The 23,009-nt window shown below is 40.1% G+C and carries 22 protein-coding genes; 11 read left to right on the top strand and 11 right to left on the bottom strand.

Features of this window, described 5'->3' with window-relative positions; translation table 11 throughout:
- The first annotated feature begins 63 nt into the window (after positions 1 to 63).
- Positions 64 to 723, top strand: a complete 660-nt coding sequence (locus tag H5125_RS14395) for a molecular chaperone (protein ID WP_101086020.1) — start codon at positions 64 to 66, stop codon at positions 721 to 723.
- 46 nt (positions 724 to 769) lie between these two features.
- Positions 770 to 1,222 (top strand): hypothetical protein, encoded by a 453-nt coding sequence (locus tag H5125_RS14390; protein WP_101086019.1) that lies wholly within the window; start codon positions 770 to 772, stop codon positions 1,220 to 1,222.
- A 129-nt stretch (positions 1,223 to 1,351) separates the two neighbouring features.
- Here the strand turns inward: H5125_RS14390 and H5125_RS14385 are convergent, their stop codons facing one another.
- Positions 1,352 to 2,545: a serine hydrolase gene (locus tag H5125_RS14385; RefSeq protein ID WP_101086312.1), complete on the bottom strand. Its 1,194-nt coding sequence runs from the start codon at positions 2,543 to 2,545 to the stop codon at positions 1,352 to 1,354.
- A 627-nt stretch (positions 2,546 to 3,172) separates the two neighbouring features.
- On the opposite strand from H5125_RS14385, the gene H5125_RS14380 reads away from it, so the two are divergent.
- A complete protein-coding gene (locus tag H5125_RS14380) occupies positions 3,173 to 3,922 on the top strand; it encodes a putative porin (protein ID WP_101086018.1) in 750 nt (249 codons plus the stop codon).
- Positions 3,923 to 4,349: 427 nt separating this feature from the next.
- Here H5125_RS14380 and katG read toward each other — a convergent pair whose 3' ends face one another.
- Positions 4,350 to 6,623 (bottom strand): catalase/peroxidase HPI, encoded by a 2,274-nt coding sequence (katG, locus tag H5125_RS14375; protein ID WP_101086017.1) that lies wholly within the window; start codon positions 6,621 to 6,623, stop codon positions 4,350 to 4,352.
- 434 nt (positions 6,624 to 7,057) lie between these two features.
- Between katG and H5125_RS14370 the strand changes: the two genes are divergently transcribed.
- The 4 genes from H5125_RS14370 (at position 7,058) to H5125_RS14355 (ending at position 11,451) form a co-directional block, all read left to right on the top strand.
- Entirely contained in the window at positions 7,058 to 7,867 is an 810-nt protein-coding gene (locus H5125_RS14370) for a phosphate/phosphite/phosphonate ABC transporter substrate-binding protein (protein WP_101086016.1), read from the top strand.
- Complete coding sequence (locus tag H5125_RS14365) at positions 7,854 to 10,115, top strand: ATP-binding protein (RefSeq protein WP_182744571.1); 2,262 nt, start codon at positions 7,854 to 7,856, stop codon at positions 10,113 to 10,115. Before H5125_RS14370 ends, H5125_RS14365 begins: the two co-directional genes overlap by 14 nt.
- 93 nt (positions 10,116 to 10,208) lie before the next feature.
- On the top strand, positions 10,209 to 10,541 hold the full coding sequence (locus H5125_RS14360; RefSeq protein ID WP_182744570.1) for a hypothetical protein: 333 nt from the start codon (positions 10,209 to 10,211) through the stop codon (positions 10,539 to 10,541).
- A gap of 295 nt (positions 10,542 to 10,836) precedes the next feature.
- Positions 10,837 to 11,451, top strand: coding sequence for a hypothetical protein (locus H5125_RS14355; RefSeq protein ID WP_162022368.1), 615 nt, complete (start codon positions 10,837 to 10,839; stop codon positions 11,449 to 11,451).
- A gap of 73 nt (positions 11,452 to 11,524) precedes the next feature.
- On the opposite strand, the gene H5125_RS14350 is transcribed toward H5125_RS14355, so the two are convergent.
- From H5125_RS14350 to H5125_RS14340, 3 genes are read right to left on the bottom strand one after another with little or no spacing between them, the layout of a single operon-like run.
- The gene (locus tag H5125_RS14350) at positions 11,525 to 12,061 is read right to left on the bottom strand and encodes a GDYXXLXY domain-containing protein (RefSeq protein WP_259395467.1); all 537 of its coding nucleotides are present in this window, start codon (positions 12,059 to 12,061) and stop codon (positions 11,525 to 11,527) included.
- A complete protein-coding gene (locus tag H5125_RS14345; RefSeq protein ID WP_182744569.1) occupies positions 12,061 to 13,239 on the bottom strand; it encodes a DUF4401 domain-containing protein in 1,179 nt (392 codons plus the stop codon). The genes H5125_RS14350 and H5125_RS14345 overlap by 1 nt, the downstream gene beginning before the upstream one ends.
- Positions 13,232 to 14,353 carry a DUF2157 domain-containing protein gene (locus H5125_RS14340; protein WP_182744568.1) on the bottom strand — a complete coding sequence of 374 codons (1,122 nt, stop codon included), beginning with the start codon at positions 14,351 to 14,353 and terminating at the stop codon, positions 13,232 to 13,234. The genes H5125_RS14345 and H5125_RS14340 overlap by 8 nt, the downstream gene beginning before the upstream one ends.
- Positions 14,354 to 14,673: 320 nt before the next feature.
- On the opposite strand from H5125_RS14340, the gene H5125_RS14335 reads away from it, so the two are divergent.
- Positions 14,674 to 14,922 carry a DUF3297 family protein gene (locus H5125_RS14335; protein ID WP_011638562.1) on the top strand — a complete coding sequence of 83 codons (249 nt, stop codon included), beginning with the start codon at positions 14,674 to 14,676 and terminating at the stop codon, positions 14,920 to 14,922.
- A 254-nt stretch (positions 14,923 to 15,176) separates the two neighbouring features.
- Here H5125_RS14335 and H5125_RS14330 read toward each other — a convergent pair whose 3' ends face one another.
- The 3 genes from H5125_RS14330 to H5125_RS14320 form a co-directional block, all read right to left on the bottom strand.
- On the bottom strand, positions 15,177 to 15,509 hold the full coding sequence (locus tag H5125_RS14330) for a hypothetical protein (RefSeq protein WP_123776478.1): 333 nt from the start codon (positions 15,507 to 15,509) through the stop codon (positions 15,177 to 15,179).
- A 146-nt stretch (positions 15,510 to 15,655) separates the two neighbouring features.
- Positions 15,656 to 16,249, bottom strand: a complete 594-nt coding sequence (locus tag H5125_RS14325; protein WP_182744567.1) for a hypothetical protein — start codon at positions 16,247 to 16,249, stop codon at positions 15,656 to 15,658.
- Complete coding sequence (locus tag H5125_RS14320) at positions 16,246 to 16,821, bottom strand: hypothetical protein (RefSeq protein ID WP_220487361.1); 576 nt, start codon at positions 16,819 to 16,821, stop codon at positions 16,246 to 16,248. The genes H5125_RS14325 and H5125_RS14320 overlap by 4 nt, the downstream gene beginning before the upstream one ends.
- Before the next feature lie 341 nt (positions 16,822 to 17,162).
- Between H5125_RS14320 and H5125_RS14315 the strand changes: the two genes are divergently transcribed.
- Positions 17,163 to 17,807, top strand: a complete 645-nt coding sequence (locus H5125_RS14315) for a LysE family translocator (RefSeq protein WP_101086012.1) — start codon at positions 17,163 to 17,165, stop codon at positions 17,805 to 17,807.
- 116 nt (positions 17,808 to 17,923) lie between these two features.
- Here H5125_RS14315 and H5125_RS14310 read toward each other — a convergent pair whose 3' ends face one another.
- On the bottom strand, positions 17,924 to 18,550 hold the full coding sequence (locus H5125_RS14310; RefSeq protein WP_162022372.1) for a protein-disulfide isomerase: 627 nt from the start codon (positions 18,548 to 18,550) through the stop codon (positions 17,924 to 17,926).
- 326 nt (positions 18,551 to 18,876) lie between these two features.
- Here H5125_RS14310 and H5125_RS14305 point away from each other — a divergent pair, with 326 nt between their 5' ends.
- Entirely contained in the window at positions 18,877 to 19,680 is an 804-nt protein-coding gene (locus H5125_RS14305; protein WP_182744566.1) for a polysaccharide deacetylase family protein, read from the top strand.
- A gap of 238 nt (positions 19,681 to 19,918) precedes the next feature.
- On the opposite strand, the gene trmH is transcribed toward H5125_RS14305, so the two are convergent.
- A complete protein-coding gene (gene trmH / locus H5125_RS14300; protein WP_182744565.1) occupies positions 19,919 to 20,620 on the bottom strand; it encodes a tRNA (guanosine(18)-2'-O)-methyltransferase TrmH in 702 nt (233 codons plus the stop codon).
- 316 nt (positions 20,621 to 20,936) lie between these two features.
- Between trmH and H5125_RS14295 the strand changes: the two genes are divergently transcribed.
- Complete coding sequence (locus H5125_RS14295) at positions 20,937 to 21,323, top strand: ribosome recycling factor family protein (protein WP_182744586.1); 387 nt, start codon at positions 20,937 to 20,939, stop codon at positions 21,321 to 21,323.
- A gap of 369 nt (positions 21,324 to 21,692) precedes the next feature.
- On the opposite strand, the gene H5125_RS14290 is transcribed toward H5125_RS14295, so the two are convergent.
- Positions 21,693 to 22,268 carry a porin family protein gene (locus H5125_RS14290; protein ID WP_011636217.1) on the bottom strand — a complete coding sequence of 192 codons (576 nt, stop codon included), beginning with the start codon at positions 22,266 to 22,268 and terminating at the stop codon, positions 21,693 to 21,695.
- Positions 22,269 to 23,009: the final 741 nt, after the last annotated feature.

Below are 23,009 nucleotides of genomic sequence, written 5' to 3'. Positions count from 1 at the left end.
TGTGGAGTGGCACCTCTATTTGCTGTTTATGGCGATACATTTAGTTCAACAAACGAGGTTAGCATGGCATCTCTTAACGAAAATGAACTCCTAGAATATCAAGGCATTGCGCGCATTCTTCACAATGTACTCTTTAATGATCCGACCCCAGAGTTGATCCAAGGATTTATTGAGCATGATGTTGCTCAAAGCTGGCCACCGTTTACCGCATCGAGCAAAGAGTCGAGTGGTCGTGAGTTGCTGGCCAATTATCTCGGCCAATGGACTGAAGATAAACAACAAACCTTAAAACTGGACTATGCACAACTTTTCTATGGACCGGGCGAGCCCAATGCTGTGCCTTGGGGATCGGTTTACTTGAGCGAGAGGCAACTCCTCAATGATAAGTCGACTATGGCACTAAAAGCCTTTTATCATGAACAAGGGATCAGCTTCGAGCTGGATAGTAATCAACCAGTCGATCATATCGGTCTGTTTTTCGCGGTATTGGATCAAATGTTTACCCAATGGGATCAAACTGAAGATAACGAACCACTAGAACGAAGCTGCATGATTTTGCTGCAGCAACACCTTCTTCCTTGGTCTGGGCGCTGCCTCGAACTGATGAATGAACATGCTAGAACTGATTTTTATCGCGGCATAGCAATGCTGACTCAAGCCTATTTAGATCGACTGATCCAAAGGCTAAATCTGGTCCCTATGACCGCGCGCCTGTATCGTTAATAGGCAGTATCGTTAAGAGACAAGGTTTTATAACGGGTGGGTTGATATGACGTTCATTAAAGCGCTGGGCGCTCAGTGGAATAAAGGTAAGTTGTCGCAACAGCTTGAGCGGGTTCTGATGTTAGAGCCTGAGATCCAGTCGCTTTTTATTGGGGCAACCACAGTTACCACAGTCTCTAATTTAATCGCAGCCATCGGCTTTAAAGACTCTATGACTCAGGAACAAGAGCAGCAGCTCAGCCATGAGTTTATGCTCAACATACTGTTCAACTGCTTTCGGTTACTGATGATCAAACAGATTGAGCATGACAACCTGAGCCAAGCCGAACATCTGATCATTCAGCTTACCAAAATGTGGGCAACGAAAGAGTTGGGCGACAAGCCTGTTAATGAGTCCAGCCAGACTCAATATCAAGCGCTGCAACAACAAATCCTCAACCTTAGCGAACAGCTCGATGAGCTAAATCGGCAGAGGCTGCTTCAAAAACGAAATATGTGACGTTAACTATTAAACTTATCAGACTAAAAAAGCTAACTTTTCATCTTGCGTCGCATGGTATTCGGGTTGATGCTCAGTAATCGAAAAGCGAGCAATCGAAAAGTGGGGCAGAGTCTAACGAGTCTCCATCTACTCCAATGACGCCACAATCTCACGGAAAAATTCGATGGTTTCTTGTTTTGAATTCAGCTCATCAAGAAAGCCTAAATCGGCACTGTTTTTAACTATCACCACATTGTGTTGTTGGTTTACATAAATATATTGCCCGTAAACGCCGACACAGAAAAATTCACCTTGCTGTGCTTCTGGCGGTAACCAAATTTGATAGCCATAACCTAATTTTCCGACTTGCGGTTGTAGGTAATCTGCTTGTGGGGTGGTGGCGACTTTTATCCAAGCAGCTGACACGATTTGCTTGCCATTAAATGCGCCATTATTGAGTAATAAGCGGCCAAAGCGGGCGTAGTCACGGGTGGTAACATTTAAGCCGCCTAACGCAAATGCGCTACCTTGGGAATCAGTCAGCCAATAGGCATCGCTTTCCATGCCGATGGTGTTCCACAGATTTTGCTGTAAAAGTTCGATTAATGATTTCCCACTAACTCGCCTGAGTATCATGCTAATCACGTGGGTGTCCATGCTGACATAATGAAATGCTTTGCCTGGGGCTGATTCATTAACCAGTTCACTGGTCATTTGATCTAACGAGCCGCCAATAGCCAGTACACGACCCATTTTGTTAATGTCAGAATAAAAATCTAGATAGTCTTCGTTCCACTTAACCCCAGACGACATTTGCAATACGTGTTTTACTTTGACGTCGCCATAACCAGACTTGGCAAGCTCGGGCAGATAAAAGCCGACGGTTTTTTCAATATCAATGTTGCCAGCATCCACCTGCATGCCGAACAATATCGACACAAATGATTTGGCCATTGACCACGAGATACGTTTGTCATCACTTTTAGTGCCTAGAAAATATTGCTCGTAGGTTATTTTGTCATTTTTAAGCACCAGTAATGCGGTTGTTGCTCTGCGTTTAAGAAACGCTTCGGTATTGGTTGAGCTGTTTCGATAGTTAAACGATTCAGGCAAAGGCGTTAAGGCGACGTCGAACACATAAGGCTCGCCTTGTTTAACGATTTTTTTGTTAAAAAAGACATCCTTCATATTGGAGAAATTATTTACCACGAGGGATTCATCAAATAAGGTGACTACGCTGTATAAGCGATTAACGCTTTGCCAATTAAACGCAACAAGGATGATAAAAATAACAAAAAGGCTTAATAAACCACCTTTGATGAACTTAAACAAAGTCGACATTGACGTTCCAGGTAAATAAAATTGATGTAATGACAATAACCTATAGTCATCATCAACATAAATCAAATAGTTAACAAATCTATTGTTGTCGTCTTTAAACGTGTTTGAACCATGCAATAGGTCGTAACTTTAAATCCATAAATTTGCCGAAATAATTTACTTCCGTTGTGTAGAAATGTCAGTGGCAACTAGCTGTTTTTATTTAGACACCGCGGTTTGAATTGATACGGCTATCGAGTCGACTGGTTGCAGCCTCTAAAACCTCTGTTGTGTTCAAATTTCGTTTGATTATCCACGTGGTTATTGATGACAATATTTACTGCCTATTTTAAATAAACGTTTAGTTGACGATATTGTTACGTTTTTATCTATTGCTAAAGTAGGTAGTAGCAGTGTTCAATACATTCTGTATGATGTATTTTATTGAAAATTATCAATTATTTATAGTTTGTTGTTTATTTTAGCATTTCATTACTTTAGAGTATGCGCCGCTAGGAAAGCGCGTTAGCCCGACGGTAAGGTTAGGCTACATTTGAGTTAATGGATAAACCCCCTTTTTATGATTTATCCATTCTTTATATCTGCTTGAATCTCCTAGCGTAAAATAATCAAATAAAGGAATGATTGATGAAAAACGTTACTGCATTAGCACTAGTATTAGGTTTTGCTGCACTACCAGCTGTAGCTGCACAAGATGCACCATTTCAACACGAAGCGGGTTTGCAATACTCTGCTAATACTGAAGAGTTCGGTGATGGTCAATGGGATCTAAACTACCGTTTCTATTTCGATTCTGTGTCACAAGAAAAAGGCCCATATGCATTAAATGGCTTTTTAGCACAATCTACCAATGTTGGCGCTAGCTATTCAATGATTGATGATGCTGACATTGATGTTTTCTCTGTTGATGGCACTTATGTTTTTGATTCAAAGTGGTTTGTTGGCGCTAAAGTAGAGCGTTTTGACGCTGGTGTTTTTGATACTGATATTTACCAACTTGATGTAGGTTATTACTTCAACGACAGCTCAAAAGTAGCGGCATTCTATGTTGATGGTAGTGATATTGACTCAAGCTATGGTCTTGAAGCTCGCAGCTTTATCGATCTTAAAAGCACTACTGGTATCGATTTAGGCGCTATGTGGACTCATACTGATGCTGACGATCTCTTTAATGTAAACGCTGACTGGTATGTGACTAAAGCATGGTCTGTGGGTTTAGGTTACGCAGACATCGGTTCTGATGATTTTTTCATTGCTAAAACGGCTTACTGGTTACGCATCTCTGACGCTTTTTCTGCAACATTTGAATTGTCTAAAGATCTTGATTCAGACGTAGACGGTTTCGGTGCTGCAATTGGTGTTGTTGGCCGTTTCTAAGCTAAAAGGCTATTAATAATAGCTTATCAATAAAAGCTTATTGATATCGATCATTTACCCCAAAAAAAGGAGCCTTAACCAGGCTCCTTTTTTGTCTGTGTATCCATATTGTGTCTGTAATAGTGGCAAAATAATTCAGTTATAAATATCGTCTGAAACGTCACCGTATAAATGACTGCATGCACTTTCGTACAGCTCGACATTAACCGTTTTTAGTAGCCAACGTGTTGGCTAAAGCTTCTACTTACACACTTGGAATGAGACGTGATTATCTGATAGTCGTGTGCTTAGCGAAGGTTATTTGAGTGTTATAGATAAAAAAAAGCGAATCGATTGATTCGCTTTTGAATGTTAAAGATTCAAGTCCTGTTGTGTCTGTTGCGCTTCAGCTGTTAAGTGTTGCTGCGCTTGGTCACGAAGCTTAATCTTAACGGTCTAAGTTCATTACCTTAGTCCAGGCTGCAGCAAAGTCATTCACAAACTTTTGCTTCGATGTATCAAACGCATACACTTCAGACACTGCACGCAGCTCCGAGTTTGAACCAAAGACTAAATCGACTGAGGTGGCAGTCCATTTTTTGTGACCTGACTGACGATCAAATCCTTCATAAATACCATCGGTTGACGATTTTTTCCAAACCGTAGACATATCAAGTAAATTGACGAAAAAGTCATTGCTTAAGGTGCCCGGTGTGCTTGTGAGTACCCCATGTTTTAGCCCTTTGTAGTTAGCATCAAGTGCGCGTAATCCACCCACTAAAACGGTCATTTCTGGCACCGATAGGTCAAGTTGGTCTGCTTTATCAACTAACATGTCCACCGGCGACTTGTAGCTTTGCTCTGCGTCAAAGTAATTTCTAAAACCATCAGAAGTTAGCTCAAGTAAACTAAAGGCATTGATATCGGTCATTGCTTGTGTGGCATCACCACGACCGGCATTAAATGGCACCGACACAGTGAAACCTGCATCTTTAGCGGCCTTTTCTATTGCAGCCGTGCCCCCTAGAACGATTAAGTCGGCCAGTGATACTTTGCTTTTACTAAACAAGCTGTCGTTGTAGTCCGCTTGAATCGCTTTTAGTGTTTTAATCACTTTAGCGGTTTCAGCCGGATTATTTACTGACCAATCTTTTTGAGGTGCTAGTGCAATACGAGCACCGTTTGCACCACCGCGCATGTCTGAATGACGGTAACTTGCCGCAGATGCCCAAGCTACACGCACTAACTCTGACACGGTTAAGTCAGACTTTAGAATTTGTGCTTTAAGTGCTTGCACGCCATCGTCATCTATATTTGATTGTGTTTTATCATCTATAGGATCTTGCCAAATTAGGCTTTCTTTAGGGACTTCTTTGCCTAAGAAATTACGTGATGGGCCCATATCTCTGTGCGTCAGTTTGTACCAAGCTTTAGCGAAAGCTAAGCGGTATTCTTCTGGGTCGGCTAAAAAGCGTTCAGCAATTTTTCGATACTCAGGATCATACTTTAATGCTAAGTCTGCTGTTGTCATGACAGGAGCGTGAAACTTGCCTTTAACATGCGCATCAGGAACGGCTTTATGCAAAGACTCGTCTGTTGGGATCCATTGAATAGCGCCAGCAGGGCTACGAGTTTGTTTCCACTCAAAGGTAAGTAAATTGCTTAGATACAAAGAGGTCCATTGTGTTGGGGCTTGAGTCCAAGCTCCTTCTAAACCACTGGTGATAGTGTCTTCTGAGTGGCCTTTACCGCATTTGTTTTTCCAGCCAAGGCCTTGCTCTTCGATACCCGCTGCAGCAGGTTCAGCACCTAAACAATCTTTAGGCTTGTGTGCACCGTGCATTTTACCAAATGTGTGTCCACCCGCAATTAGGGCTAGGGTTTCTTCATCGTTCATCGCCATACGTTCAAAGGCCACACGAATATTTTTGGCTGAGCCCAATGGGTCTGGTACGCCTTTTGGGCCCTCTGGGTTTACGTATATTAAGCCCATGTGAGTGGCACCAAGCGGGCGCTGTAACTTGCCGCTACTATCTTCACGGTCGCTAGCAAGCATTTCAACTTCTGGTCCCCAGTACACCATGTCTGGTTCCCAATCATCATTACGTCCACCGGCAAAACCGTAGGTTTTAAAGCCCATATTTTCAAGTGACACATTACCCGCTAACACGATCAAATCAGACCAAGAAATGGCTTCTCCATACTTCATTTTGATTGGCCAGAGTAAACGTCGTGCTTTGTCTAAACTCGCATTATCGGGCCAACTGTTGAGTGGTTCAAAACGTTGCTGGCCACCACCTGCGCCGCCGCGGCCATCAAGGGTGCGATAAGTACCTGCGCTGTGCCATGTCATGCGGATAAAAAAGGGACCATAGTTGCCATAGTCTGACGGCCACCAATCTTGAGATGTGGTCAGTAACGCATTAATGTCTAGTTTTACTTTATCAAGGTCAAGGCTGTTAAATGCCTTGGCGTAATCAAAGTTTTCGCCATAAGGATTAGATCGCTTATCGTGATCTCGTAGCGCAGATAGATTGAGTTGATCAGGCCACCAAAATTGATTTGTTTTAGCCTGGTTTTCTAATGCTATCCCAGTCCCAACCGCTCCTTTGGGCTTGGTCATTTCTGACTTTTCGTGATTGTTGGCGAAAGCTGAGCCGGATATAAGCAGCATGCTGACAAAACCCGCGAGTACTTTCTGATTAAATAATGGATGTTTCATTGTTAGCTTCCTTAAAGTTAACGCATCTTCGCTTCATGTGAAGATGTATGGTTACGCTAAAATACAAAACCTAATTAACCACTCAAGCTATTAACTATCTACTTGATGTACTCGAGGATTAAAATCAGGGCTTAAATGACTAAGCGAAAACAGAGTATAGGAAAGTATCTAAATGGTAGGTGCGAATAAAAACGATTGTTCTAATCTGAAAAGCTGATGCTAATGAAGAATAAAAATAAGAGGGAAGATCATAAATAAGTGGGGGGGACACACTGATTATTTGCTGACTTATATCGCATTATATTTATTGGCAAGTAGTAGCAAGCCAAAGCATTTATTATGCAATAGACCTGAATTCAAATAATATTTTTATGGTGACTTGAGCAGTATTTAACTAAGCTAGTAAAAATGACACGCTATTTTCTGGAGCGCTAATGAAGTATGTAGTGGCAATATTATGTTTAATTCAAAGCTCGTGGTTATTGGCCCAGGAGTATACGTTTGGGGTTGTGCCGCAATACGAGCCGCAAAAGTTGAATGCAATTTGGCAGCCTTTACTTGATCAGGTCAGTGAACAGACGGGGGTGACGATTAAGTTAGTCACTGTTGAGTCTATACCTGTATTTGAACAAGCCTTTGCTAATGGCGAGTATGATTTTGCTTACATGAACCCTTGGCACAGTGTCATCGCTAACGAAAAACAAGGTTATTTGCCGTTAATAAAAGATGCAGGGCGCCAACTGCAAGGTGTGTTAGTGGTGAATAAAAATAGCGGCATAGACGATGTTAGCCAGTTAGAAGGTGCCGAAATTGCTTTTCCGGCGCCTAATGCATTGGGCGCGTCATTATTAATGCGTGCTGATTTAGCGCAGTTGTATGGGCTAACAATAAAGCCGGTTTATGTGCAAACCCACTCTTCGGTTTATTTAAATGTGGCATTAAACTCTACTAAGGCTGGCGGTGGCGTGTTAGGCACGTTAAAACAGCAACCGCAAAACCTACAAGACAAGCTTAAAATTATTTATAAAACCCGTAAAATAAGCCGTCATCCTATTGTGGCTCATCCAAGAGTTGATCCTGCCATTCAGCAAAAAGTGCAACAAGCTATTTTAGATATAGGCCAAAGCGAAGAGCACAAGCACTTGCTTGCAGGTATTCCCATTATTAAACCCAGTATTGCGACTTTAGCTGAATATCAGCAATTAACTCAATGGGGGTTACGTTCATTTTATGTTGAAAATTAATGGCTGGCGTAGTTTACGGGCACAGAGTTTTATTGCCGTAATGGCGTTTGGTTTTTTACTTGCCTGTTTATTTATTTTTTATGCGCTACCAGAGCAAGCCCGTTGGGTTAATGATGGATTGTCTAAAACGGCACAGCGATCATTACAACAACTCTCAACCTCTGTCACAACGCCTTTGCTTACCCGCCAATACGCTGAGCTTTACGAGCAAATAGATAACCAATTAGACATTCAGCCTAATTGGAAGGCCATTAAAATAGTTGATACGGCAACCGGTAACCAATTGTATCCGCTTGATGTGTGGAACGGGGCAACCCAAAGCGGTGACATGCTGCTTAGCCAACAAATTATGTTTTTAGAAAAACCATTAGCAAGCATTACGCTAGTGGTTAACTTTACCAATGAAATTAATGAATCATCAAAGCTGCATTACACGCTGATATACATTCAATTTATGATTTTAGTTTTATTTTTTATGGCGCTAGCTTGGTTGGTCGATTATAGAATAACCAAACCATTGCGCTCATTGGAATTTGCATTTGCACGGCTGGCAAAAGGTGATTTTGATTGCCATGTCGATAAGCACCAAAATAACGAAGTGGGCAGTGTCATTAATGCGTTTAATCACATGGCAACCGAGGTCTCGAGTAATCATCAAAAATTAAACTCCCTGCGAATACAGGCAGAGTCGGCAAGTAAAGCAAAGTCAGATTTTATGGCCAGCATGAGCCACGAATTGCGTACGCCATTAAATGCAATTTTAGGCTTAGCACAGTTATATGAATATGATGATCTTGCTAATAAAGTCCAAAAAGACAATGCCAAGGGCATATATCGGGCTGGTGAACATTTACTGTTATTAATAAATGATGTGCTTGATTTAACGGCGATTGAGTCAGGTAACATGCAGTTCAGTTTTGATTATGTGCCAATCAAGCATGTTGTTGAGGATTCAGTTGAGTTTGTAAGTGAACTTATCAATGCACAGTCGATGACGATTCATATCGAGGGATTTAATGAACTCGAAGGGCTGTGCTTTTATGTCGATGAGCGCCGCTTTAAACAGGTAATGTTAAATTTACTCTCTAATGCCATTAAATATAATAAACCCCATGGCGATATTTTTATTAGCTGCAGCGTATCGAGCAATAACCAATGCACAATTAGCGTAGCAGATACCGGTTATGGCTTTGCTGCTGATGACGTTTCTCGGTTGTTTAAGCCATTTGATCGCTTAGGTGCCGAAACGAGCAACATTAATGGCACGGGTATTGGATTGGTTATTACCCGAGAGTTAGTTGAGCGAATGCAAGGCGAGATAAGAGTACAAAGTGAACTAAACAAGGGTTCGTGTTTTAGTTTAATTTTTAATACTTTTAAGCAAGCCGATGTATCCACTAAAACTGACATACTGGCTAAAACAGACTTTACAACTCAATCTGATATAGCAGACATCAACGAACAACTCGTTTCAGCAGAGACTTTTCCTATATTAGAAGTACTGGTTGCTGAAGATCAAGTGACTAATCAGCTAGTGTTAAAGCAACAATTAACCTTGCTTGGGGTACATTCAACGTTTGTGAGTAATGGCGAGCAAGCCTGGCAAACTCTGCAAGATAAACGTTTTGATATACTGTTAACCGATATTCAAATGCCAATTTTAGATGGTTTAGGCCTGGCGAAAAGGATTCGAGCAGATAACCGCTTTAAAGATTTAGCCATTGTTGCGATTACAGCTAACATTATTAAAGACAATATCGATGCTTGTTACGATGCCGGTATGAATGATTTTTTAACTAAACCGGTTGAGTTGGCTAAGCTTAAATCGCTTTTAATGGAGTACTCAACAACCATGGTTAATACTCATATTGACGGTAATAAAGTGTCAGAGGTTGAGACTGATTCATTCGATCAATTAGATATAGCATTGTTAAATGCGATGTTAGGTGATGATCCCACGGTGCATTGCATGGTGTTTAATGCCTTTTTACAAACGGCAGGTGAGCAAGTTAAGTTAATCAGTGTTTATGCGACTAGCGCAAACTACGCCGATTTATCGTTTCAAGCCCATGGCTTAAAGTCGTCATCAAAATCGGTTTCGGCATTAACGTTAGCCGATATTTGTCAGCAAGTTGAAACACTTGCGGAGAGGCGTATTGTCAAGAATGAGTCTATCATCGAGCTTGAATTATGTTTCAACCAAGTTGTGACTCAGCTAAGTCGTTATTGTGAGAAACATGAAGAGTAGATAAAAATGGGATTTATTTGAATCCGCTCCTGACGAATCATCATAAAAAGAAAAACAAAAATAATAAAATAGATAAAATTTTGAAAAGCATTCATGGCATTTAATAATCTAGTTCATTGGTTCTTCACCGTTGAACCTAAACTAGAGGTGAGCTTTTTAGCTAGTAGTATTTTTTCCGTGGCGGCATTGGGTGTAAGCGGTTTTGCTCTAGAGGCTTCTGGAGGCGCAGTTACTGAATCTATGGTATCGTCGTTATCTAAAAAAACAGGTTTAAATATTACAAAAAGCTCTGTTAGAGCAGTTGGCAGAAGCACAATCATTGTAATGATTCTAGCAAGTACAATGAAAATGCTAAGTGATAGTGATATGAAGTTAGCTAAAAAAGAGCTCTTACGTAGAGGTTTACTGAATGTTGAGGATCTTTAATTGATATTTTGGATAATAGCTTATTTATTTTCTTTATTTTTAGTTTGTGTTCATTCTATTTCTATAATAAAGAAATTAAAATTGAAACTGAAAATTAATTTTTTTGATAAATCTATTTTTTGCTTCACCTTGTGTTTGAATCTTTTTTCCATTTCAGTCTTTTCGATAATATCTTTAGATTTTCTGAATATTGGTTCTATATTCAAAGTTGCTATAGTCACCTTGAGTGGGATACCTCTATTCATGGTAATGTTGTTTGCAATGTCGCTTTCAGAAGAGCGGTAAGGGATAGGTTTTGGTACATAATATTTTGAAATATAAATTTATTTATTTTATGGTCTCATTGGTTTCGGCCAATGCTTATGCTAGTAACCTATCTACGATGACTTGCCAGATAACGGCGATTGCAGAGACTGAAATTATCAGTAATCAATCAAAGTACGGTCAAGATATTAAGTATGATTTTCAATTTGAACATAAAAACCAGATTATAAGTGCTACGGTTGGTGTGATTAGACCCGAACATAACTCCCTATTGCTAAATAAACCTGCAAAAGAAATCTCCAGATCTGAAGTTATGGAAAATGCTCATATCGAATACGGAATAATATGGGAAGAAGAGCTTTTCTACGATGTTAGGTTAATACATGCTCAAAATGGCTCTTGGAACCAAAATAATACCAAATTAACCTTTTGGACGGCAGAATTTCCAAGTGTACCCAATAGTCAGGCTTTAGTCGGTTTTTGGTCAATGGCGACCGATGAAGAATTATTCACTATTACATTACTAGTATCACCGTTGGCACTAAATTCTGATCAATATGCTCGATTACCCACTGACATAGCAATCGATATCGTCAATAAAACAATTGATCAATGTCAGATCGAATCACTTAAAGATGTAGGTTAATTTGTTTCGTTCCATTAAGGTTGTATTAACTTTTAACATACCTCATTATTAATCTATTTCTTCAGTAATCTGCTTAGATCCGCTTAAAATCTTTGTTTATCATGTTACTGAGTAACAATTGTCCTGCCTGGTTAACTCTAAACTCGCCATATCTTGCGTGTTCAAACTCTTCAGCTCGGCCTTCTTGAAAGAAAAAAGCGTTGCTGGCCAGTTTGACTCTGCCGTCACGAACGCGGTACTGGATCAGTCGTTGTGCTGGTGTTAGCGTGGCACCGTTGTAGATACTGTCAAATTGGGCAATACGATTTTGGTCGAGTGTGACAATAAAAAAGCCATCATGGTCATTTGACGTGTTTGATAGTTCATCGACTGACCGGCTAACTGTTCTCGCAATATCGTAATTTAACGCCATGTAATCACCTTGCATTAACGAGCGAGGGTCGACGGGAGCCAGTTCAAACAGGATGATTTCGCCATTAGCCAACAAGTGTTCTTGTTGATAAATCTTGTAGTTAATACCAGCAAGTATCAATACTGCCGCGATAATAGCCCAAAGCGACCGCTTACTGAGTTGGCGTGAGTTGAGCGCCGCCATAGTATTTAATTGCATTATGGTTGCTCCTTATTGTGTGCCGTTGTCGCGGTATTCATTGTCATTTCTGCTTCAGCTGTCTTGTTGGTATTTATGCTCATGGCAAATCTGAGCAGTAGTAGCACTATGCCGCTGGCCATTAACCACAGTGATTTATCAAACAAGTCGATGTGGAGTGAGTAATAATACATGCCGATAAAGGCGAGCAGGGCGCATACCGAAATGATGACTAATTTACGCTCGTTATAAAAATAGCCTAGCAGTAGCATTAGTAGTGCGGCGCTTAATCCGCTCATGACGATAGAAAGTAGGCCGATTAATATTGCTGCAAGAATCACCATCAACTTGTTGCGAGGACGCACTGTAACAAATTGATTGCTATCGGTATTGCTATCAGTATTAGCATCGCTATTGGCATTAGAATGGAGCTGGTTAAAAATGTGATTAATCAGCCATAGCGCAGATAATAGGCTGATTATGATAGCTAAGTAGTCACTGAGGCTAGAGCTTAATGCCATGAGTACGTTTGGCAGTTCCATGGTGTCGCTAATTTCTGACAACATTAAATTGGCGAGTAGTAAACTGATAGCAACGGCGTAACCTAGCATTCTGATACGTTGATAATGTTGTGGCCATCGGTAAAGCTGAGTCCATATAACCACTAAACTCAGCACCAATAATGGCAATATGAGTAGCGATAAATGGTTAATCACTAAGATGGCTAATAAGCTGGGAACCATGGCTAATGCAGCGACAAATTGGTTGGCTTTGTGGGGTATGGCTATCCAGTGTATGACAAACGTGACCACATAAATGACTGCGATGAGTGTTTCGTTGCTAGATTCTAGGCTTTCGAAGGTGCCAAAAAGCAGCATTGTTTGTCCACATAAACTAAATGCAAATACCATTTGTAGAATAAATTCTTGGCGATTCTCACCCAGTCGGTAATACGCTAAGCATCCTAGACTCAGTACGCCACCAAAGCCGATAAACGATTCGGTTATATCACTTGCAGATGACAGCCCCAGCATCACAAACGCTAATAAAAATAGCGCAGCAACCCAACCACCAAGCATTTGTGCAGCAATGATATACCAAGGGCTGGCTAACAAGGATTCTGGTGCGGTATCAGTATTTACCCAGCCTTTATTTTGCAGTGACAGCCATAATGCGTTGTATGATTTAATGTTACTCATGAGCGGCTTCCTCACTGTTAAGCATTGCCGTTTGAGCAAACTCTGTTTGTAATTTTTTTAACCAATATAAACTGCCACTGGTTAAGCCTATGACCACCATCGCTATCAGAAAAAAGCCTCCAATGGTGTCGTGGCTATCAAATAGCTCCTTTGAAAGTAGCGAAACAATCGCGGTACTTATGCTGGTTAACACCAGTGTGAGCGGATACAAAGCGGGCGAACGATAACGGTACCAAACAAATAAGCTAGTCAGGATGGCGAGGTAAAGCAGCGCATAATAGGTAATATGTTCGCTCGAGTCGAAGTCATAGCTGAAGTCAAAAATGATCCACACTATTAGCCAGGTAAATGCACTTAGACTAGCCAGTAAACTGGTTGCTTCTACCATGGGGCAGTTAAAGCGTAATTGTCCGCGCCACTGACAGCTTTTCGCAAGGGTAAATAGTAGGTGAATGGCTAAGTTAACTAAGCCAAAAATAGCAATTTGTTGCATGTCTTCGAGTAGAAAACTAAATACAGAAGCAAAGGATTGAAGATATAACCCTAGGCTGACGTTGAGTAATACCACTACCAGTAACCACAACAGATCAAAACCTGCGATGTAAGCAAAAGGTAAAATTAATACTGCCCAAATGGTGAATAGTTGCCATGGATCGGCGCCAGTTTGATAGGTTTGCCCAACTAACGCCAGCAATGCCCCGAGCATAATACTGGCCCCGAGTAACATTGCATTGGCTAAGCTCCAGCCATAAGTCTGTTGGTTGTGTTGAGCTTGCAAATGATATTGATCATGTTGGGATTTTTGCTGTAAATATTGCTTTTTTTGCGCGCGGTTAGTGAGATAGAATCCGCCAATAAACAACGCAAATATGGTTTCGACTATGGCAAATTTATTGAGGTGTGATAGCGCATCCCAGTTGAAGGCCATGAAAAAAATCACCCCAGCGCCAAATAACAACACTCCGAGATACAGTAAGATATTGGCGATTAATAATTGCCAATTTTTTGCGTTTGGATGGGGATAGACCTCTAACATTGCGGCTTTAAGGTTAGCGGGGGCAATCTTGCCGTCTAAAAACCAATGCCATATAGTTGATCGTTTTTGCGTCATCATCCCTTGCCCATTATCCCTTTGATTGAACCCGTGGCAGTCAATACTCTTTCGCTCACTACGCTAAATGTAAACTAACGCTACCGATATGCAATTAAAAATCATATGCAATTAAAATGCATTGAAAATATCATACGGGATTTTAAATACAGACACTTAGTTTAACACTCAGCCTAACACTGATGCTTAGCGTTTATTATTAGTACTTCTTCCCTGGCTGACAGTATCTTTTCGGTGCGACTCACATTTATGACAGCCGCTATTGAGCATCAGGCCGGTATTGCCTACAATAGCGCACGTTTTATTAACTACAGCATACGACAATGAACGACACTACTGCTAAACCCGCTTTACCAGATCGCCTTAGCGTTAATCCACGTAGCCCACACCATGTGGCTGCAATTTTCGAACACGAGATTGGCATTTTGTTTAATGGCAAAGAGCGTGCTGATGTTGAAGAATATTGCATCAGTGAAGGTTGGGTAAAAGTCGCCTCACATAAAGCATTAGATCGTCGTGGCCAACCGCTTACGATGACAGTAAAAGGCAAGGTTGAAGCGTTCTACAAGTAGAACTGAGTAAGCTGACTCTTAGCGTCAAAAAACGAAAGGCTAGCCGTCAGCGCTGGCCTTTTGCTTTTGTGAGAGTTTAGATAAACAATTAACGCTAAATTTACTTATCAAGCATTACTCATTAAGTTTCGCTCATGGCAGCGCATGTGATGTTTTATTGCAGTTAAAAAATCCATAATAATATTGAAAACAATATATATAAATTGATTATACTAATTCTTAGCAATGCTACACTCGCCATTGTGGACTTGTTATTAATCGATCACGAAGCCTGAAAATGTCAAAATGAAATATGCGGCGATACTGATAACGAATAAAACAAAATGACTTATTATGCAGATAAGCATGACTGCTCCAGTACCTGTTACATCGCCTGCTAGTTTTGCTTGTCCTATCGATATAGATGTTAGGAATGCAACTATTATACTCACGAGTAACTGAGACCAAAAATCACCTGTAAAAAAAGGGAGTATGTAGCATAATGCCGGTCCTAAGATGTATGCTACCTCATTATCTTTAGATGAAGAAAAGACAATACTTAGAAAAAAAATTAATATATAACTTCCTATTATTTCTGTTAATTCCATTTATTTATGATCCTATTTAGTCTGGTCTTGTATTAAAATTGATACTACAACGGAATTCAGAAGTATTAGGTAGTTCAAGTTCAACGATTTATGTTAATTCATGTGCTTAAGTGAGCACATATTATTAGTCCCAATTTGGTATGAGTTTACTGGCATTGCCATGTATTAAGTTTATTGAGTATGAATTCATCAATTTTTTGATGTAAAAGTATATTTTCATCTTTAATAGTATAAGTTCCAACAGTGTCTCCGATGTTGAATTGATGTGTACATCGATAACTCGGATCTGTTTCGCCATGACCATCTAACATACAATCCCCCCAATATAGGTAATCGCTTCCAGCCTTATCATATGCCACCCAATGATATGGGCTTTGATCTTCAAATTTGATGTTTTCCATATCAGAACGTCTTAAATTTTCAATATTCAAAACATGTTTAATAATTTTATTGTTAGAAAGGTTAACTTGAATATGGTGATAGATATGACCTGTTGAATGGCTAGGTGATGTTACTTTAAAAGAAGAAATATGTTTGTGTAGCTCTTTACCTTCAAAAAAAATTGAAGGTCCATAACCTGTATTTTTATCAAAATTTGAATCGTTACTTGGTGCGGTAGATAGTGACGCTGGCGTTAAATATGCCTTCGGTAAACAGTATTTATTCCATTTTATTGTACTGGTACTCGGGCTGCATGCCGCGATTAATAATAGTGGAGTGAATATGATTAATTGATTCATTGGTTAGCTCCTTTATATCCAACAGCAGAATCACAGTCATGGCAGTAAAGTTCACCATACAATGTAAATTCCGCTTCATCAGGAACATTATTAAGCCAAGTACCACCATAAAAATGGTTAGGGATATTGAACAATTTAAATGCGATGTGATGGTAGTCAGCCATTTGCTTAAGGCTAAGCAAACCTTTTACTTCGCCAATATTGCCATTGTCATAGTCATGTGTAACGAAGGATATATGTTGATTTGCTACTTCAATACCGACGTCTTTAATTTTCGCTCTCATTTGTGAAAATGTACCCCGAAAGCCGCCACGTTCAAGTCCGGTTGCCAAATTAACAACAGTCGAACGAGCCATAAACTCCCAGTAAGTAAACCCTTTGTTATTCCAAAAATTAGTATCACCGCTTTGAATAACATGTTTTAATTTTGCGGTATCGGTTACCCATAGAGCATATCCAATCCGAGCTACAGGATCTTTTTTGTTTAGTCGACTTCTCCAGAAAGCTTCTAAGTTGCCATTAAGCACATTTGTTCGTTCTTGAGCGGTAATCGCCAAATCGCCAGATGTCATATTTAATTCCTTTTAATTTATTCTATTTGAATCATTGCCTTACCATTTCTCATACTATAACTGATATTGACTTAACTGAATAATTATTAACTATATATATGAAATATAATAGTTTATTGATATTTTGTTATTATAAATAACTAGTCTGTAGTAACCAGAATAGCTAGTTTGAGGGTAAAGTTTGTTCACCTCTTATTTCATCACTTCTTCCGTAAACAATCTCTGCCAATGGTCGCAGTGCTTAAACATGGCATGAAGGCCAACATGACTTTCATTCATGTTGAATAGCTGTAGAATCCGCGCCTTATTTTCCCGTCTTAATAGCTGTTGTTTGTGTATTTATGATGATTGATCTGGCTTTACTTCCTTTATATTTAACCACTGTTGTCGCGTTATTATTAATTCCTGGACCTGACATGCTGTTGATCGCCAGTTCCAGCTTGAGTTATGGCCGCAAAGTGGGTGTGTATGCCTGTTTTGGTAATGCTACCTCTGGACTGGTGTTAACCTTGCTTGCTGCTATGGGTGTTTCTGCACTTGTGGCAATGAATCCAATGGCGTTAGAGCTATTACGGGTATTGGGCGGGGCGTATTTATTGAAAATGGGTTGGGATTGCATGCGCAGTGGTACAAGCGACGCGCCCGAGATTACCCAACAAGGTAATGTTGCAAAATTACTCTATCGTCGTGCGGTACTGAGCAATTTACTGAATCCTAAAGCGTTGATCTTTTTTGTGTTATTTTTGCCTCAGTTTGTGTCTACTCAGTTGAGTGCCAGTTCAGGTGAACAAATGCTGGCGCTAGGTTTGTTGCTGAATGTGATGGGATTGACGTTCAATTTGCTGTTGGTAGCATTAGTGGGTAGTTTGGGTAAATCTTTGCTCAAAAACGAAAAATTCCGCACATATCAACATAAATTTATGGGTGTAATATTTTTTGCATTAGCCATTTGGTTACTCGCATCGCAAGTTCAAAGCATTGCTTAACCTTTAAGGTTGAAAGAGGCGGTTAACTAAAAACCACGGTCATTAGCCGTGGTTTTTTTGATCTTACTGCTGGCGCATTCACATCGATGATGTATTTGGCGAGTGACGAGTTATCGTTATGCTTCAGTTTTAGCGAGTTTAATCGCTGTTATCTCTTTTTCAACCGCAGCAACCACAGCATGAGGGCTGCTCAGGTATTGTGAGTGATCGATAAAAATGGCGTTATCATTAACGGTCATGACTAAAGCGGGAAAGCCGGTAGTACCAATGACTTGTTGAATCTCCTCTATGCCTTCCAGTACGTATTCTGCGTCCATACTGAGCTCATCTTTAAACACTTTATTTGATGGTGACAGCTTAAATTTTTCTACAATGTCATTAAAGTCGTGCTTGTTGCTAAGCGGGTTGCCTTCAATGAAATGGGCTCTTTGTAGCGCATTGAGCACATCTAATTGCTTGTCAGCTTGTTTGCCCTGCAACCAGGCCATAAAGTTTGCGGTTTTGATTGAGCTTTTAGGACTGTTTACGTAACGAATATGATCGCGGCCAAATTTCAGTCCACTCATTTTTGCAGCCGCTTCCATTTGCTCTTCGCCAGCACTGTCTTTGCCAATGTAATGTGCGCTATGCAGTAAATGTACATTCATTTCGGGATAGGCTTGCTGCAATGCATTCACCAACGGTGTGGTGGCATAGCTCCAAGGGCAATGTGAGTCGTAGATAAAATAAAGCTCAGTGGTCATTAAGTGAATTCTTGTTTGCGAGTCAGATGTGCTGATCCTAAATAGTTTATGAGTATTATACAATCATTGAATCTGCACCAATTGAGCTGAAGTTGCCTGAGGCGTTGAATAAACGATAGCTTTCAATACTGTATAAAAAACGGCTACCGCATAAAAGCAATTGCCTATAGGATTAACACTAGCGACTAATATGCATGGCGTCGGCCAAGTCCAATAGACGATTGAGCTTTTGATTACATAACACTCAACCATGCTGATGTAGATTAAACGCATGTGGATTAATGACAAGGAATTAGTTCAAGTGACTTTATGGACACTAGATTATTATGATTAAACCAATTTGTTTTTTTGCTGCACTACTACTTTCATTATCAAGCTATGCAAAAACGCCAAGTACGGTTAACACACTAGGTGATACGTTCACTTGGCCAGGCGGGAGCAAGTTAGCCGTTAGTCTGTCTTATGATGATGCGCTTAATAGTCAGTTAGACAATGTGATACCCGCGCTGGATAAACATAATTTCAAGGCGTCTTTTTATGTGGTAGTAAACTCTCCGGTTATGAATGTCCGGTTAGATGAATGGCGTGCAGCAGCTAACCGTGGCCATGAGCTTGGCAATCACAGTGTTTATCATCCTTGTCGAGCCTCTTTGCCGAACAAATATTGGGTAGAGGCGCATCATGATCTTGATCATTACAGCGTGGCGCAGATGATTGAAGAGCTAAAAGTAGCCAATACTTTTTTAAAGGCCATTGATGGTCAATCGGAACGGACTTATACGGTGCCTTGTGGCGATATGGTGATTGGCGCTGATGTGTTGAGTCACCAACAATACCTGAGTCAGCTCAATGAGTTATTTACAGCGGTGAAAGGGCAAGGGAAAGATTCTCGATTTTCACTGATATTATATCCAGAAGGCCAAAGTGGCAAAGAGCTTATCGATTATATTCGCCATATTCCCGCAGATACTTTACTGGTAAACGTAATATTTCATGGGGTTGGAGGAGATTATTTATCGGTGTCATCTGAGGCACACGCTGAATTATTAACGTTTTTAGCCAATAACCGGGATGCTTATTATGTTGATTCATACATCAACTTGATGAAATATGCTGACAGTAAGCTGTAAGTGTTCAATCATTTGATGGTAGGCAAGGGAGTGTAGATGGCAGGTTGATAAACCTCGTAGTTTTCTTATAACTCAGCGGTTATTTCAAATGAATCAAAACTCTATCAAGTCGTTCAGAATACTTATCAAACAGTGGTGCAGAATAATTGAGGCCGAATACTGGCCTCAATTACTGGCCTCAATTATTAGTTCTTAGTTCTTAGTTATTAGTTATTAGTAGATGTACTGAGTTGATGCATCAATCCACCAACGTTTGTGGATTTGGTGCGCGCATTCTATCCCACCACTCTTTGTCAGCTACAATTTGGCCTTGATCATCAATGGCGGGGTAGGGGATCTGTTTGCGGCGACACGCTTTGGCATAAACCGGATGACCTTGTTCAAATAACATAGTCTGGCAGTAGCTGTGATCCAGTCTACGTGTACCGTACATCTTGGCTACTTCGCGCTGGCGCTGAGCTTCATACATCACTAGTGCTGCGGCAACCGACACGTTAAGCGATTGCACCATGCCACGCATGGGAATAATGATATGTTGGTCTGCTGCCGCAATGGCTTCTGCGCTGACGCCGTCACGCTCATTACCCATTATAATGGCAGTGGGTTGAGTATAATCAATCTCACGAAAATCAACCGCAGAGTCCGAAAACGTAGTGGTTAATATCTGCATTTTCTGTTTTTTAAAGGCCTGGTGAGCTTCTTCAAAAGTGTAATGTTTAACGGTATCAACCCATTGCTGGCTGCCAGAAGCGGTATTACCCGATACCCGCATATCATCATCGGGCCACACTGCATGAATTTGATGTATGCCCACACAGTCAGCAGAGCGAAGAACCGCAGCAATATTATTGGTCATATGCACTTTATCAAGGCAAACCGTTAAGTCGACTTGGCGGTTATCAAGCATTTGATTTATTCGGGCAAAACGTTCTGGACTCATGAGGTATTTTTACTTAATTTTATTCAACATATTTTAACATTAGCTTTCAACAGAAAGGGCGCTAAATGCGCTGGTAAGCGGTTAATATTGATAGCAGGTGATTATTTCGAGTGGCATTATAGCGTTAAAATGCGAACGCTAAAACGTCATCAATCGTGACAAGAGATTGGTTACTACATAATTCTGATTTTTATTACTATGTTGATTTTAAAGATATGCTAGTAAGTTATAGATAACGTTGAAGTTAGTAGTTTTTACCGATAAAAGTGTTTTAGCCAGAACTCATTTCAACAAAGTAGGTTTGCCACAAAATATTATGATTGAAGATATTACCATCCCACTTCCATCGCTTATTCATCGAATTGGTGGGGAGAAAACCAAGCAAGCCAAAGTCATTGCGCTGCAATTTAACTGCGAGCTGAAGCGTGTACGTCGGTCTCGGAATTGGGGCGTTATCGGTGAGGCGGTTAATATTCAGTCGTTTACTGAACAGTTAAAAGCACAAAATGATGATAATTTTCGTTATCTTATTCAAAAGATTGAGACCGCGCTTCTTGGCCATGCAGATAAGTTAGAGCCATTAGATGCAAAACTTGTCCGCTTAATTAAACAAACTCCAGGTATCACCTTGGGGGAACTTATGCAGCTTACCCAATGTACGTTAACTGAGGCGCGAGTGGCTCGTTTTAAAGTCGATTTTTGATTATTTCAACGTGTGATTCTTACTTTTTTATGCTGCAGGATCGCAATACTCCGTGGCGATAAAAATACAGCGCTTGTTGTTTTGAGCCCCAAGCTCAGTATGTAAATTTTGCATCGCAGTGAATAAACAGAGTTAAAGATAAGCAACCTAAATCATCAATTGTTTTATTGACGTAAATCGCAGACACAAGAGCGATGCTCATATAACTTGTTTGGGTAGAAGGTTAATCGCTTTAATGCGGATCTTAGAATGATAGGTATAAAATAAAGGTGTAACACAATTTGCATTACACCCTTCTGAATTTTATTATTAAGTAGTTAATTTAAGCACTCTACTTAATCACTAGAATCACTAGAATCACTAGAATCACTAGAAACGATATTCAACACCGATACTAGCCTGCTTAAAGTCTGTTTCTGTGTCAGAACCGTTAGAGACATTATCTAAGTTAATTTCTGCATCATACCAAGTGTACTCCGCATTAATTAAAAAACGATCTGTTACTTTAAACGCGACACCAGCACCGGCAAATACACCTTCATCATCTTTATTGCCAGAAAACCCGACCACGTCATAATCTGTTGAGTACCATAACTGACCACCTTTGGCATACAACTCTATTCGCTCAGCAATTGGCAATGTCACTTTTAGACCAGCGGTATAACCATCTGTTTCAGCGCTAGATAAGTTGTTGCCGTAACTACCAAAATCAATATAGCTACCTTCTAGAGCTAAGTATTTGTTGAAGCGATAACCTACTAGGCCCTGGAGTACATCATTGTCGTCGTCAAAGTCATCTTCGCCATCGACTTTTAGGTAACCATAATTAGCGCCGACATAAACGCCATTTTCTGCTACGTCTTTCTTGAAGTCATCAGCGTGAGAATAAGTACTAAAAGAGGCTAACGAAATAAGTCCGGCTAAAGTAAGAATCGTATTTTTCATAAGGTACTCCTAGTTAATTACGTAAATACATCTAACTAAATACAAAACAGATGCCAACTTTATAAAAGTAACAGAGAGTTAATTATCGATATTTAAATTTAACAATTAATATCAACAGCTTATGTTTAGTGTTTTTGGTAAGGGAAGGTGTAGGTGATGATATCTCAAGCGAAATGGCTTATTTTTTCACCCGCTCAATGAGCCAGTAATAATGTAAAACGGTATTTTTTTCTGATTGAATTGTAATTTTTTCATCTTTAAAACATAATGTTATCAATATGTTGTGGTTTTATTTGTTGTTGCCTATTTTCTAGAAAAGATAAAATCGTTGTTGCCTATTTTCTAGAAAAGATAAAATCTTAGTCATAAACTTGCTATGTTGATTTAGCGTTTAAAGTGTAGGCTTGTCCGATAGCGTTAAAGTACAACCATTAAAGAAAGATAATGACTATACAGTCATAAGCCGAATAACCGGATTATCAACACGGTAGGATCGAAAACCTAGATTGTAAATTGGGTTGGATGACTTGCCTAATTGAATTATGAAGCTAATTTCATATCTGTTTTTGGTTAACGGCTATGGCAGGCGCTATGGCAGGCTTAGTGGCTAATCTAGTCAGGGCCACCGCATGAGTGCTTAACTTTTAACCTAAGCACCAAAACCAGCCTTTAATACCGCCTCAAGCATCGATGTATTCATCATGCATCGCTTTTGTTTTCCAACGATGCTTATCTTCGTCG

The sequence above is a fragment of the Shewanella sp. SR44-4 genome, assembly GCF_014163715.1.
Classification (GTDB): Bacteria; Pseudomonadota; Gammaproteobacteria; order Enterobacterales; family Shewanellaceae; genus Shewanella.
Note: the sequence above shows the minus strand (reverse complement) of the source record. Positions and strands in the feature narration are given on the sequence as shown.

Coding starts and splice junctions, on each gene's coding strand:
- H5125_RS14395 (WP_101086020.1), top strand. CDS start 64: ATGGCATCTCTTAACGAAAATGAACTCCTAGAATATCAAGGCATTGCG.
- H5125_RS14390 (WP_101086019.1), top strand. CDS start 770: ATGACGTTCATTAAAGCGCTGGGCGCTCAGTGGAATAAAGGTAAGTTG.
- H5125_RS14385 (WP_101086312.1), bottom strand. CDS start 2,545: ATGTCGACTTTGTTTAAGTTCATCAAAGGTGGTTTATTAAGCCTTTTT.
- H5125_RS14380 (WP_101086018.1), top strand. CDS start 3,173: ATGAAAAACGTTACTGCATTAGCACTAGTATTAGGTTTTGCTGCACTA.
- katG (WP_101086017.1), bottom strand. CDS start 6,623: ATGAAACATCCATTATTTAATCAGAAAGTACTCGCGGGTTTTGTCAGC.
- H5125_RS14370 (WP_101086016.1), top strand. CDS start 7,058: ATGAAGTATGTAGTGGCAATATTATGTTTAATTCAAAGCTCGTGGTTA.
- H5125_RS14365 (WP_182744571.1), top strand. CDS start 7,854: ATGTTGAAAATTAATGGCTGGCGTAGTTTACGGGCACAGAGTTTTATT.
- H5125_RS14360 (WP_182744570.1), top strand. CDS start 10,209: ATGGCATTTAATAATCTAGTTCATTGGTTCTTCACCGTTGAACCTAAA.
- H5125_RS14350 (WP_259395467.1), bottom strand. CDS start 12,061: ATGCAATTAAATACTATGGCGGCGCTCAACTCACGCCAACTCAGTAAG.
- H5125_RS14345 (WP_182744569.1), bottom strand. CDS start 13,239: ATGAGTAACATTAAATCATACAACGCATTATGGCTGTCACTGCAAAAT.
- H5125_RS14340 (WP_182744568.1), bottom strand. CDS start 14,353: ATGATGACGCAAAAACGATCAACTATATGGCATTGGTTTTTAGACGGC.
- H5125_RS14335 (WP_011638562.1), top strand. CDS start 14,674: ATGAACGACACTACTGCTAAACCCGCTTTACCAGATCGCCTTAGCGTT.
- H5125_RS14330 (WP_123776478.1), bottom strand. CDS start 15,509: ATGGAATTAACAGAAATAATAGGAAGTTATATATTAATTTTTTTTCTA.
- H5125_RS14325 (WP_182744567.1), bottom strand. CDS start 16,249: ATGAATCAATTAATCATATTCACTCCACTATTATTAATCGCGGCATGC.
- H5125_RS14320 (WP_220487361.1), bottom strand. CDS start 16,821: ATGACATCTGGCGATTTGGCGATTACCGCTCAAGAACGAACAAATGTG.
- H5125_RS14315 (WP_101086012.1), top strand. CDS start 17,163: ATGATGATTGATCTGGCTTTACTTCCTTTATATTTAACCACTGTTGTC.
- H5125_RS14310 (WP_162022372.1), bottom strand. CDS start 18,550: ATGACCACTGAGCTTTATTTTATCTACGACTCACATTGCCCTTGGAGC.
- H5125_RS14305 (WP_182744566.1), top strand. CDS start 18,877: ATGATTAAACCAATTTGTTTTTTTGCTGCACTACTACTTTCATTATCA.
- trmH (WP_182744565.1), bottom strand. CDS start 20,620: ATGAGTCCAGAACGTTTTGCCCGAATAAATCAAATGCTTGATAACCGC.
- H5125_RS14295 (WP_182744586.1), top strand. CDS start 20,937: ATGATTGAAGATATTACCATCCCACTTCCATCGCTTATTCATCGAATT.
- H5125_RS14290 (WP_011636217.1), bottom strand. CDS start 22,268: ATGAAAAATACGATTCTTACTTTAGCCGGACTTATTTCGTTAGCCTCT.